Origin of the sequence: Streptomyces sp. DH24 (genome assembly GCF_029813775.1) — a bacterium.
GTDB lineage: Bacteria > Actinomycetota > Actinomycetes > Streptomycetales > Streptomycetaceae > Streptomyces.
Genome location: NZ_JARVKW010000003.1, coordinates 38,213 through 50,602, shown reverse-complemented (window position 1 = coordinate 50,602; position 12,390 = coordinate 38,213). Strand labels below are relative to the sequence as shown.

The following is a 12,390-nucleotide window of genomic DNA, read 5'->3' as shown; positions in this document are numbered from 1 at the left end:
AACGCCTCACCGGCGCGTCCGTACCCGTGCCTCCCGCGGCGGTGGGATGAACTGGAGCCGCAGCGTGGCCGGCGGCTCGGCGATTCCGGGGCCGCCCGCCGAGGCCCAGCTCAGCAGGTCGTCCGTGCAGTCGTCGTCCATGGCGAAACCGACCCAGACGGCACGGCCCCCGGCCAGGCGCCCCGCGGTGGAGGGCTGCACGACGACGACGTTGGCCCGGTCGCAGGGGCCGAGACAGTCCGTCGTCCGCACCGTGAACCGGCCGCCGGAGGCCGCCGCGCCGGCCCGGAGCCGGTCGAGCTGCCAGGCGTGGTCGGTGCCGGGGTGCTTGCGGGGGTTGCCGCAGCAACAGCCCCGGCACACGACGAGCGTGCAGGGCCGGCGCGCGGCGCGGACGGCGGCATGGTTCACGGGGTCTCCGAAGTGAGGTGTGCCGGACGGGCGGACAGGAACGGGTGTGGGGACCGGGAGCCGTGCCTCACCCGGCGGCCGGTCCGCGTGCCCCGGCGCGCAGGCCGTCCATCACGAGGTCCAACAGGCGGGTGGCGCGGGGCCGCCAGTCGCCGCGCGGGTCGATCTGCCAGAGACCGGCGATGGCGAGGACGAAGTCGTCCGCCGTCACCCCGGGCCGGATGGTGCCGGCGCTCTCGTTGGCACGGAGCAGGAGTTCGGCCGCCTCCATCACCGGGGTGTTGCCGGGGCGCCCCGGGCTGCCCGGCGCGCTGACGGCCTGGCGGATCGCCTCGGCGAGGCCGGCCTTGGCCATGGCGAACTCGGCGAACCGGTCCATCCACTCGCGCAGCGCCCGGTCGGGCGGGCGGCTCTCCAGCAACTGGGCCGCGCTGTCCGCGACCTGCCGCATCTCGTGCCGGTAGATCTCCAGCACGAGCGCCTCACGGCTGGGGAAGTTGCGGTAGAACGTGCCCTGCCCGACGCAGGCCTTCCTGGCGATGAGGCTCAGCGGAGCGTCGGCACAGCGCGTCAGTTCGGCGAGTGCGACCTCGAGGATGCGCTCGCGGTTGCGCTGCGCGTCCGAGCGCCGAGGGGCGTCCTTCTCCTGCCGCACTCGTCCTCCTCACAGGCGACTTGGCCTGAATTCCCTTGCTGACCGGACAACTGTCCACTACGTTTTCAGTAAGCGGACGGATGTCCGGTTGGGTCCACCATAGCGGCGGACGCGGCCGGCGCGCTCTGCCGGGCGCCTCCGCTCCGCATCGTGACCGGTGCCGGATCACGGCGCCGATTCTTCTACGACTTCCGTCCGATCTCGTCCGCCCGCCTGCGCGCGTCCCCGTCGACGCGCGCCGGAGACGTGAAAGAAGGCTGTACATGAGGACCTCGACGTCCAGCTCGGTCACCCTGACCGTCAACGGTGAGAAACACACGCTGTCCGTCGACCACCGCACCACGCTCCTCGACGCGTTACGAGAACGCCTGGACCTGACCGGCACCAAGAAGGGCTGCGACCAGGGCCAGTGCGGCGCCTGCACCGTCCTGCTCGACGGCCGCCGGACCGTGTCCTGCCTGCAACTCGCGGTCGCGGCCGAGGGGCGCGAGATCACCACCGTCGAGGGCCTGGCCGACGGCGAGCGGCTGCACCCGGTGCAGCAGGCCTTCCTCGACCTCGACGGCTACCAGTGCGGTTACTGCACGCCGGGCCAGATCTGCTCGGCCATCGCGATGATCGAGGAACACGCGGCCGGCTGGCCGAGCGCCGCCACCGACGACGTACGGCCCGAGGCGGGACCGCCGCCCCTGACCCCCGAGGAGATCCGGGAGCGGATGAGCGGCAACCTGTGCCGGTGCGGCGCCTACGTGTCGATAGTCCAGGCCGTCGCCCGCGCCGCCGCCGAACGCGCGCGGTCCGCCGAGGCCACGGAGGCGGCCGTATGAGGGAGTTCGACTACCGGCGCGCCCATGACGTGCCCGGCGCGGTCGCCCTGCTCGGCGCCGACCCGGACGCGCGCTACCTCGGCGGCGGCACCAACCTCGTCGACCTGATGAAGACCGGCGTCGAACGGCCCGCCCGGCTCGTCGACGTCCGCGCACTGCCCCTGGACCGCGTGGAGGTGGCCGCCGACGGCGGCGTGCGCATCGGCGCCACCGTCACCAACGGCGACCTCGCCGCCCACCCCGAGGTGCGGCGCCGCTACCCGGCGCTGGCGCAGGCCGTGCTGGCCGGGGCGTCCGGACAACTGCGCAACATGGCGACCGTCGGCGGGAACCTGCTCCAGCGCACCCGGTGCGGCTACTTCGCCGACGTGACCAAGCCCTGCAACAAGCGCGTTCCCGGCAGCGGTTGTCCCGCGATCGAGGGCGAGCACCACAACCACGCGGTGCTCGGCGCCTCCGAGCACTGCGTGGCCGTCCACCCCTCCGACATGGGCGTCGCCCTCACCGCCTTCGAGGCCGTCGTCACGTACGAAACGGCCGACGGGCCGGGCGAGCTGCCGTTCGCGGAGCTCTACCTGCCGGTGGGTGACACACCGCACCGGGAGACCGCGCTGCCGCCCGGCGCGCTGATCACCGGCGTCGTGCTGCCGCCCGCGCCCACGGCCGCCAACTCCCGCTACCGCAAGGTGCGCGAGCGCGCCTCGTACGCCTTCGCCATCGGGTCGGTCGCCGCCGCGCTCGACGTCCGCGACGGCCGCGTCCACGACGTGCGCCTCGCCTTCGGGGCGGTCGCGTCCCGGCCGTGGCGGGCCCGGCGGGCCGAGGCCGCGCTGACCGGCGGACCGGCCGACGCCGCCGCCTTCGCCGCCGCCGCGGACGCCGAACTGGCCGACGCCAGACCGCTTCCCCACAACGGATACAAGGTGCCACTGATGCGCAACCTCGTCGTGGCCGTACTGAGCGAACTCGCCGAGGAGGCCGCCCGATGACCACGACCACCACCGCGGCCGTCACCGGTGCGGTCGGCACCGCGCACACCCGCGTGGAGGGCCGGGACAAGGTCACCGGAGCCGCCCGCTACGCCGGGGAGATCCCCTTCGCCGACCTCGCCCACGGCTGGCTCGTCCTGTCGACCGTCGCCCGCGGACGCGTCCTCGGCGTCGACACGGAACCCGTGCTCGCCATGCCGGGCGTGCTGACCGTCCTCCACCACCACAACGCCCCGCGTGTCGACACCGACTACACCGGCATGCTCGGCGTGCCGCCGGACCCCGGCGTCCGCCTCTTCCAGAACGACCGGGTGCCGCACGCGGGCTGGCCCGTGGCGCTGGTCGTCGCCGAGACGTCCGAGCAGGCCCGGGAGGCCGCCGAGGCGCTCGTCGTGACGTACGAGCAGGAGCCGCACGACGTCGCCTTCTCCGGTGCGCGCCCCGACGCCTACACGGCCGACGGCCACATGCCCGGCGTGACCGAGAAGGGCGACCTGGACGCCGAACTCGCCGCGTCCGCCGCCGTCGTGGACGCCGAGTACACCACTCCGGAGGAGCACCACAACCCCATGGAGCCCCACGCGGCGACGGCCCGCTGGGACGGCGGCCGGCTCGACGTGGTCGACTCCAACCAGGGCACCTCCTGGGTCGCGGACGATCTCGCCAAACTGTTCTCGCTCGACCCGGGCGCGGTACGGGTGCGGTCCGAGCACGTCGGCGGCGGCTTCGGCAGCAAGGGCGTCCGCGCCCACCAGGTCGCCGCCGTGATGGCCGCGACCGTCCTCCAGCGGCCCGTACGAGTCGTCATGACGCGTCGTCAGATGTTCTCCCTCGCCGGGTACCGCAGCCCCACCAGGCAGCGCGTCAGGCTCGGCGCCGACGCGGACGGACGGCTGCGCGCCCTGGAGCACCGCTCGCTGAACCTGACCTCCACCGTGTACGAGTTCGTCGAGCCGAGCGCCGGCGTGGCCCGCGTGATGTACGACGCCGCCGCCCACCGCACCGCCAACGAGGTCGTACGTCTCGACGTTCCCACCCCCACGTGGATGCGCGCGCCGGGCGAGGCACCGGGGTCGTTCGCGCTGGAGGCCGCCCTCGACGAACTCGCCGAGAAGTGCGGCGTCGACCCGATCGAACTGCGCGCCCGCAACGAGCCCGACCGGGGGCCGGTGTCCGGGCTGCCCTTCGCCGGACGCAATCTGCTCGCCTGCTTCCGGGAGGGCGCCCGCCGGTTCGGCTGGGCGGACCGCGACCCCCGTCCCGGGGTGCGCCGCGACGGGCGCTGGCTGCTCGGCACCGGCACAGCGGCGGCCTCCTTCCCGGCGGGCGCGGCACCGTCCACGGCGGCCGTGACGGCCGAGGCCGACGGCACCTTCACCGTGCGGATCAACGCGGCCGACATCGGCACCGGGGCGCGCACCGCGCTCACCCTGGTCGCCGCAGACGGGCTCGGCGTGGCACCGGACCGGGTCCGCGTCCGCATCGGTGACAGCGACTTCGGTCCCGCGATGATCGCGGGCGGATCGATGGGCACCCGCTCCTGGGCGTGGGCGGTCACGGCCGCCGCCCGAGAGCTGCGGGAGCGGATCGCGCTCGGCGCGGACCTGCCGCCGGAGGGCGTGACCGTCCGGTCGGACACCACCGAGGCGATCGCCGCCCTCGCGCAGAAGGAACGCCACTCCTTCGGGGCGCAGTTCGCCGAGGTCGCCGTGGACGTCACCACCGGCGAGGTCCGGGTGCGGCGCATGCTCGGCATCTTCGCCGCCGGCCGGATCGTCAACCCGCTCACCGCGCGCAACCAACTCGTCGGCGGCATGACCTGGGGCATCTCCATGGCGCTGCACGAGGAGGCGCTGCGCGACCCGGCCTCGGGCGGCCACTACGGCGCCGACCTCGCGGGCTACCACGTCGCCACCCACGCCGACGTCCCGGACATCGAGGCCGACTGGATCGAGGACGACGACCCGGACGACCCGGTGGGCATCAAGGGCGTCGGCGAGATCGGCATCGTCGGCGCGGCGGCGGCCGTCGCCAACGCCGTCTGGCACGCCACCGGCGTACGCCACCGCGACCTGCCGATCCGCCCCGACCGGGTCCTCGCGGCGGAGGCACCCCGTGCTTGACATCGCCGGCGAACTGCACCGCTGGGCCGAGGAGGGCCGGGAGTTCGCCGTCGCCACCGTCGTCGCCGTCGGCGGCAGCGCGCCGCGCGGTCCCGGCGCCGCCCTCGCGGTCGACGGCGCGGGCACGGTCATCGGCTCGGTGTCCGGCGGCTGCGTGGAGGGCGCGGTGTACGACCTGTGCGCGCAGGCCCTCCGGGACGGCCGTACGGTCGTCGAACGGTTCGGGTACAGCGACGAGGACGCCTTCGCCGTCGGTCTGACCTGCGGCGGAGTCATCGATGTGCTGGTCACGCCGGTCGGGGCGGCGGCACCCGCCCGGCCGGTGCTCCGGGCGGCGCTGTCGGCCGCCGCCCGGGGCGGTCCGGCGGCCGTCGCCCGTGTCGTCCAGGGCCCCGCCGAACTGTTCGGCACCGCCCTGCTGGTGCACGCCGACGGGTCGTACGAGGGCGGCCTCGGCGGCGCCGCCGGACTGGACGGGACGGCGGCGGCCGAGGCCCGCGCCCTGCTGGACGCCGGGCGCACCGGCACGGTCGGCCTGTCCGAGGACGGTTCGCACTGCCCGGGCGGGCTCACCCTGTTCGTCGAGTCGAGCGTGCCGCCGCCCCGCATGATCGTGTTCGGGGCGATCGACTTCGCGGCGGCACTCGTCCGGGCGGGCAAGTTCCTCGGCCACCACGTCACCGTGTGCGACGCCCGTCCCGTCTTCGCGACGCGGACCCGCTTTCCCGACGCCGACGACATCGTGGTCGACTGGCCGCACCGCTATCTGCGGCGGACGGACACCGACGGGCGGACGGTGCTGTGCGTGCTCACCCACGACGCCAGGTTCGACGTGCCGCTGCTGACAGAGGCGCTCAGGATGCCGGTCGCCTTCGTCGGGGCGATGGGGTCGCGCCGCACCCACGCCGACCGTGAGCGGCGGCTGCGCGAAGCCGGGCTGACCGACGAGGAGCTGGCACGGCTCAGGTCGCCGATCGGGCTCGACCTCGGCGCCCGGACGCCCGAGGAGACGGCGCTGTCGATCGCGGCGGAGATCGTCGCCCTGCGGCGCGGCGGAACGGGCCTCCCGCTGACCGGCACGGCTGAGCCGATCCACCGCGCGGCGTGAAAGGGGCGGGGAGTCCACGACGACTCCCCGCCCCTCACGGTCGTCCGATGCCGCTCAACGCCGGACCCCGGCCGTCAGCCGCCTCAGCAGCGGCCACGCCAGCAGCAGCACGATCACCGCGTACACGGTCACCGCGAACGGCGTGTTCACCAGGCCCGTCACACTGCCGTCGCTGATCTGCAGCGCCCGCCGCAGCTGCTGCTCGGCGCCCGGGCCCAGGATGACGCCGATGACGGCGGGCAGGATGGGCAGGCCGTAGCGCCGCATCCCGAAGCCCACCAGGCCGATCACGAGCAGGATCACCAGGTCCACGACCTCGCCGCCGACCGCGTACGCGCCGACCGCCGCGAAGAACAGGATGCCCGCGTACAGGTACGGCCGCGGGACGCGCAGCAGCTTCGCCCACAGCGGTGCCAGCGGCAGGTTCAGCGCGAGCAGCAGCACCATGCCGACGAACAGGGACGCGATCAGGCCCCACACCAGGTCCGGTTCCCGCTCGAACAGCAGGGGGCCGGGCTGGATGCCGTACTGCTGGAACGCGGCCAGCATCACCGCGGCCACCGCCGTGGTCGGCAGACCGAGCGTCAGCATGGACACCAGCGTGCCCGCCGCCGAGGCCGACGCCGCCGACTCCGGTCCGGCGACGCCCTCGATCGCGCCCTTGCCCCACTCGTCCTGGTGCTTCGACAGCCGCTTCTCCGTCACGTACGACAGGAAAGTGGGGATCTCCGCGCCGCCCGCCGGGATCGCGCCGAACGGAAAGCCGATGAACGGGCCGCGCAGCCACGACGTCCACGTCCGCCGCACGTCGTCGCGGCCCAGCCACGGCCGGCCCACCGGGATCGCCTCGGGCGGCCGGCGGCGCAGATGCGCGGCCACCCACAGAGCCTCGCCGATCGCGAACAGACCCACCGCGACGATCACCACGTCGATGCCGTCGGCCAGTTGCAGCGAGCCGAACGTCAGCCGCTGCTGCCCGGTCATCTGGTCCAGGCCCACCAGGCCCAGCGTGAGCCCGATCAGCAGGGACGCCAGGCCCCGGATCCGCGAGGAGCCCAGCACGGACGTCACCGCGATGAACGCCAGGACCATGATGGCGAAGTAGTCGGGCGCGCCGATGTCCACCGCCAGCTCGGCGACCGTCGGCGCCAGCGCCACCAGCAGGACCGTGCCGACCAGACCGCCCGTGAAGTGCCCGATCGCGGCGGCGGCGAGGGCCTGCGCGCCGCGCCCCGACCTGGCCATCGGGTTGCCCTCCATCGCCGCGACGACGGCCGCGCTCTCGCCGGGCGTGTTGAGCAGGATGGAGGTCGTCGAGCCGCCGAACATGGCGCCGTAGTAGATGCCCGCGAACATGATGAACGCGCCGACGGGTTCCAGCCCGTACGTCACCGGCAGCAGCAGCGCGACCGCCATGGCGGGGCCGATGCCGGGCAGGACACCGATCGCCGTGCCGAGCAGCACGCCGATGACGGCCCACAGCAGGTTGACCGGCGTGAGTGCCGTACCGAAGCCGTCCAGCAGGGAGTTGAGGGCGTTCATGTCACAGCACTCCCATCAGGGGCCCGCCGGGCAGCGGCACGCCGAGCAGGTTGTTGAAGACGGCGTAGGTGACGAGGGACAGCACCGCGGCGATGAGCGGATCGCGGTCGGTGCGGCGCGAGCCGAGCGCGTAGGCGGCGCCCCAGAACAGCAGCGCGCCCGCCACGGGGAAGCCGAGGGGGTCGATGAGGACGGCCGTGCCGAGGAAGATCCCGGCGAGCAGCAGGACCGTGCGCCAGTCGGCCGGTTCGGACAGGTCGACGTCCTCGCCGGTCTCCGCCCGGCCGCGACCGCCGCGCAGCACGTCGACGGCGAGCAGGGCGGCGACCACCAGCAGCGCGACGCCGACGACGACCGGGACGGTCCTGGGGCCGACGGGGCCGCGCTGGGTGATGTCGACGTCCATCGTGAGCGCGTCGGTCAGGACGAGCACGCCGAGGGCCAGCAGCAGGGCACAGACGCCGAGTTCGGAGTTGCCGCGCAGCCACGAGCGCCGGGCGTCCGTCCCGGCCGGGGGCAGATCCGTGCGCGTGGTCACAGTCCCAGCTCCTTCAGCACCGACACCACGCGCTTGTCCTGGGCGTCCAGGAACGCGCCGAACTTCCCGCCGGTGAGGAACGCGTCGTCCCAGCCGTTCTGCCGGAGGGACTTCTGCCACTCGGGGGAGTCGTGCAGCTCCTCGAACAGCCGGATCAGCTTGGTGCGTTCGGCGTCGGACAGGCCCGGCGGGGCGACGACGCCGCGCCAGTTGGTGAAGTTCACGTCGTAACCCGCCTCGCGCAGTGTGGGCGCGTCGAGTCCGTCGACCCGCTCCGGGCCGGTCACCGCGAGCAGCCGCAGCTCGCCCGCCTTGATCTGGTCGAGGTACTCGCCCACGCCGGACACCCCGAAGGCGACCTTGTTGCCGAGGATGGAGGCCAGGAGCTCGCCGCCGCCGTCGAAGGGCACGTAGTTGACCTGCTTCGGGGAGATCCCGGCGGCCCGCGCCATCAGCATCGGCGCGAGATGGTCGGGCCCGCCCGGCGAGGACCCGCCGCCCACGGGGAGCTTGCCGGGATCGTCCTTCCAGGCCCCGATCAGATCGTCGATCGTCTTGTACGGGGAGTCCTTGGCGACGACCACCACGTCCTGCTCCTCGGTGAGGCGGGCGATCGGGGTGGCGTCGGCGAGGGTGCGCGGCGCGTGGTTGGAGTGGACGGCGCCGACGACGCCGAGGCCCATCGACATGGCGAGCCTGCCGTTGCCGTGCTCGCTCACCAGCCGGCTCAGGCCGACGGTGCCGCCGGCGCCGGGCAGGTTGAACACCTCCACGTTGTGGGTGAGCCCGGCGTCCTCGGCGTTCTTCGCGGCCGTGCGGGCCGTGATGTCGTAGCCGCCACCGGGCGTGTTGGGAACCATGAAGCGCAGGCCCGGGATCTGCGTGCCGGTCTCGGCGCCGCTGCCGGTGGTCAGCAGCGGCGGCCCGGCGAGCACGAGCACGGCGGCCCCGAACAGGGCGAGGGGGGTGCGCAGGCGCACGAGTGCCACCACCTGTCGGTCGTTGCGGGTACGGGGGTGAGGTGGGCCACATGGTGCCCGCGCGGGCGCCGTCTGTCTCTCTTGCGCAACCAACGGAGGTTGTGGTCTTTGCGGTCACGGCGTGCGGGCGCCGCATCCCCTTCCTTCGGCGCAGGTCGGGGCCATCATGGGCGGCCCCGGCACACAGCCGCTCCCCGCCGGAGAGCCGTCCCGACGGGAGTGCCGTCCCAACGGGAGTGCCGACAGGGAGAGCCGGAGTGCCGGCAAGGAGAGCCGGAGTGTCGGCAGGAAGAGATCGGGTACACCGTGGTCGCCGCCTTCCGTGCCAGACCCTCGCGGGCGAGATGCTGGTGCTCCGGCTCGCCGTCGTCGTGGTGGTGCTGCCGGCGGTCGCCGGGGTCTCGCTCGCCCGGTCGGAGGCGGCCTTCCGCCCAGTCGAGGGCCGCCGGGTGACCGCGCTGGCCGAGCAACTGGCTGCCAACCCGCTGATCCGCGGCCAACTGGTGCGGCCCGCGCCGCGCGAGGCACTGGCGCCGCTGGTGAACTCCACGCAGACACAGTCCGGTCTGGCGCTCACCCGCCTGGTCTGCGAACGTCACGGCGGTGAGATGTCGGTGACCAACACCCCCGACGGGGCCATGTTCACCGCACGCATGACCGTCAGCCACCTCACCGACGCGGTGGCGGAAGGAGCTTCACGATGAACAGCGCGCCGGGAACGGCCGAGGCGATCGACGTGCTCGTGGTCGACGACGACTTCATGGTGGCCCGCGTCCACCGCGCCTTCGTCGAACGCGTCCCGTCCTTCCGGGTCGCCGGCGTCGCCGGCACCGGCGAACAGGCCGTCGCCGCCGTCGACGCCCTGCGCCCCGACCTGGTCCTGCTGGACCTGTACCTGCCGGACGTCTTCGGCCTCGACGTCATCCCGCGGCTGCGCGCCGCCGGGCACGACTGCGACGTCATGGTCATCAGCGCGGCCCGCGAGGCGGACACGGTGCGCGGTGCCGTGCGGCAGGGCGTCGTCGACTACCTCCTCAAGCCGTTCCAGTCCGACGACCTGCGCGCCCGCCTGGAGCGGTACGCCGCCCGGCGCTGCCGGCTGCTCGACACCGTGGTCCGCAGCCAGGCCGACGTGGACCGGGTGCTCGCGGGCACCGCCGCCCCCTCGCCCGGCGTCATGACCCTGCCCAAGGGCATGAGCGTGGAGACCGCCGAACTCGTCGAACGCGCCCTGCGCGACGCCGACGGCACCCTGTCCGCCAGCGAGTGCGCGGCCCTGACCGGTGTCTCCCGCGTCAGCGCCCGCCGCTATCTGGAGCACTTCCACACCACCGGCACGGCCGACGTGACCCTCCGCTACGGGGTGGCGGGCCGGCCGGAACGCCGCTACCGCCTGCGCGAGCCGGAGGGCGCGGCGGCGCGTCCGGACGGCGTGGCCCGCGCCTGAGACCGCGGGCGGCGCGGCACGCCCCCGTGGACGGACCGCGCCGCCCGCCCGCTACTCGGCGGCAGCGGCGCGCCGTACGCCCACCGCCGCGACCACCGCGCCCAGCACCGTCAGGACGCCCGTGACCAGCACCGCCGTGTGCACCCCTGACATGAACGCCGCGTGGCTGCCCTCCAGCACGGCCGACCGCAGCCCGGCCGGCATCTCCCCGGAGACCGGGGCCACGCCCATCGCCACCGCGTCCTTCGCCTCGGACAGGCCGTGCGCCGCCGCGACCGGGACCCCGGCGTCGGTCAGTTCGCCGGCGAGACCGGTGCCGACGCGACTGCTGATGAGGGAGACCAGCACCGACGTGCCGAGCGCGCCGCCGATCTGCAGCGCCGTGGCCTGCAGGCCGCCCGCCACACCGCCGTCCCGCACGGGCGCGTTCCCGACGACGGCCTCCGACGACGCCGCCATCACCATGCCGACCCCGAGCCCGAGCGCCACGAACGGCGGCCACAGCGCGCCGTAGGAGGAGTGCGCGTCCCAGGTCAGCATCCAGAACGACGCGGCGGCCTGGAACAGCATGCCCAGCGGCATCGTGAGCCGGGCGCCGAACCGGTCGGTCAGCGCCGCGCCCAGCGGGGAGGCGACGACGGACGCCAGGCTCAGCGGCAGCGTGCGCACACCGGCCTCGACGGGCGTGAAGCCTCGCACGTTCTGCAGGTACAGCATCACGAAGAAGATCACGCCGAGCAGTACGAAGAAGTTCAGCGCGACGACGACCGTGCCGATGGTCAGCGCCGGGTTGCGGAACAGCCGCATCGGCAGCAGCGGATGCGCCGTCCGGTTCTCGTACAGGCCGAACAGGACGAGGACGGCGACGCCCGCGAGGATGGTGCCGAGGGTGCCGGGGGAGGCCCAGCCCCAGGTCTCGCCCTTCACCACGCCGAAGACCACGGCGAGCAGACCGGCCGCCAGGAGGACGACGCCGGGGATGTCGAACCGCTCGTCCGCGGCGGCGGTGTTCCGGCTCTGCGGCAGCACCAGCGCGCCGAAGACGAGCGCGGCGACGCCGATGGGCGCGTTGATGTAGAACACGGACTCCCAGGTGACGTGCTCCACGAGCAGGCCGCCGACGATCGGGCCGAGGGCGGTCGAGACGGAGGAGACCATCGCCCAGATGCCCACCGCCATCCCGAACTTCTTCGGCGGGAACACCGCGCGCAGCAGCGCCAGCGTGTTCGGCATGAGCAGCGCGCCGAAGAAGCCCTGCGCGGCGCGGAAGGCGACGACTCCCCCGATCGAGCCGGCGAGCCCGATCGCGACGGACGCGACGGTGAATCCGGCGACGCCGACCAGATAGAAGGTGCGCCGGCCGAAGCGGTCGCCCAGCTTGCCGCCGAGGATGAGCGCGGCGGCCAGGGCGAGCAGGTAGGAGTTGGTGACCCACTGGAGGTCGGCGGTGGACGCGCCGAGGTCCCGTCCGATCTCCGGGTTGGCGATGGCGACGACGGAGCCGTCGAGGCCGACCATGAACAGGCCGAACGCCACGGCGATCAGGGTCAGCCAGGGATTGGCCCGCACCCCGCGCCGGGCGTCACCGCGCGGAGGGGGAGTGTGGGTGAGGGGGACGGCGTGGTCGGTGGTGGAAGACGGCAAGACGGTTTGTCCTTGTTCTGGGCTTCTGGGCTTCTGAGCTTCTGAGCTTCTGGGCTTCTTGGGCCCCGAGGTTGGCGAGGAGGCCACGGCGCGGCACGCCCACGGCGCGGCGCGGCCCACGGCGCG

The 12,390-nt window shown here is 73.9% G+C and carries 11 protein-coding genes and 1 pseudogene; 6 read left to right on the top strand and 6 right to left on the bottom strand.

Annotated features, from left to right (window positions below; genetic code table 11):
* Positions 1 to 6 precede the first annotated feature (6 nt).
* A complete protein-coding gene (locus QC282_RS02780; RefSeq protein WP_279547545.1) occupies positions 7 to 411 on the bottom strand; it encodes a (2Fe-2S) ferredoxin domain-containing protein in 405 nt (134 codons plus the stop codon).
* 67 nt (positions 412 to 478) lie between these two features.
* Entirely contained in the window at positions 479 to 1,066 is a 588-nt protein-coding gene (locus QC282_RS02775; RefSeq protein WP_279547544.1) for a TetR/AcrR family transcriptional regulator, read from the bottom strand.
* A 263-nt stretch (positions 1,067 to 1,329) separates the two neighbouring features.
* Here QC282_RS02775 and QC282_RS02770 point away from each other — a divergent pair, with 263 nt between their 5' ends.
* From QC282_RS02770 to QC282_RS02755, 4 genes are read left to right on the top strand one after another with little or no spacing between them, the layout of a single operon-like run.
* The gene (locus QC282_RS02770; RefSeq protein ID WP_279547543.1) at positions 1,330 to 1,893 is read left to right on the top strand and encodes a (2Fe-2S)-binding protein; all 564 of its coding nucleotides are present in this window, start codon (positions 1,330 to 1,332) and stop codon (positions 1,891 to 1,893) included.
* Positions 1,890 to 2,882 (top strand): xanthine dehydrogenase family protein subunit M, encoded by a 993-nt coding sequence (locus tag QC282_RS02765; protein WP_279547542.1) that lies wholly within the window; start codon positions 1,890 to 1,892, stop codon positions 2,880 to 2,882. Before QC282_RS02770 ends, QC282_RS02765 begins: the two co-directional genes overlap by 4 nt.
* Positions 2,879 to 5,005: a xanthine dehydrogenase family protein molybdopterin-binding subunit gene (locus QC282_RS02760; RefSeq protein WP_279547541.1), complete on the top strand. Its 2,127-nt coding sequence runs from the start codon at positions 2,879 to 2,881 to the stop codon at positions 5,003 to 5,005. The genes QC282_RS02765 and QC282_RS02760 overlap by 4 nt, the downstream gene beginning before the upstream one ends.
* On the top strand, positions 4,998 to 6,113 hold the full coding sequence (locus tag QC282_RS02755; protein ID WP_279547540.1) for an XdhC family protein: 1,116 nt from the start codon (positions 4,998 to 5,000) through the stop codon (positions 6,111 to 6,113). Before QC282_RS02760 ends, QC282_RS02755 begins: the two co-directional genes overlap by 8 nt.
* A gap of 54 nt (positions 6,114 to 6,167) precedes the next feature.
* Here the strand turns inward: QC282_RS02755 and QC282_RS02750 are convergent, their stop codons facing one another.
* From QC282_RS02750 to QC282_RS02740, 3 genes are read right to left on the bottom strand one after another with little or no spacing between them, the layout of a single operon-like run.
* Complete coding sequence (locus tag QC282_RS02750) at positions 6,168 to 7,655, bottom strand: tripartite tricarboxylate transporter permease (protein WP_279547539.1); 1,488 nt, start codon at positions 7,653 to 7,655, stop codon at positions 6,168 to 6,170.
* Position 7,656: 1 nt separating this feature from the next.
* Entirely contained in the window at positions 7,657 to 8,193 is a 537-nt protein-coding gene (locus QC282_RS02745; RefSeq protein WP_279547538.1) for a tripartite tricarboxylate transporter TctB family protein, read from the bottom strand.
* Entirely contained in the window at positions 8,190 to 9,173 is a 984-nt protein-coding gene (locus tag QC282_RS02740) for a tripartite tricarboxylate transporter substrate binding protein (RefSeq protein ID WP_279547769.1), read from the bottom strand. The genes QC282_RS02745 and QC282_RS02740 overlap by 4 nt, the downstream gene beginning before the upstream one ends.
* A gap of 344 nt (positions 9,174 to 9,517) precedes the next feature.
* Here QC282_RS02740 and QC282_RS02735 point away from each other — a divergent pair.
* Positions 9,518 to 9,796 (top strand): annotated as a pseudogene (locus QC282_RS02735) (ATPase); the annotation flags it as partial.
* Positions 9,797 to 9,873: 77 nt separating this feature from the next.
* On the top strand, positions 9,874 to 10,620 hold the full coding sequence (locus tag QC282_RS02730; RefSeq protein WP_279547537.1) for a response regulator: 747 nt from the start codon (positions 9,874 to 9,876) through the stop codon (positions 10,618 to 10,620).
* 51 nt (positions 10,621 to 10,671) lie between these two features.
* Here QC282_RS02730 and QC282_RS02725 read toward each other — a convergent pair whose 3' ends face one another.
* Positions 10,672 to 12,264 carry a DHA2 family efflux MFS transporter permease subunit gene (locus QC282_RS02725; RefSeq protein WP_279547536.1) on the bottom strand — a complete coding sequence of 531 codons (1,593 nt, stop codon included), beginning with the start codon at positions 12,262 to 12,264 and terminating at the stop codon, positions 10,672 to 10,674.
* Between the last annotated feature and the right edge of the window lie 126 nt (positions 12,265 to 12,390).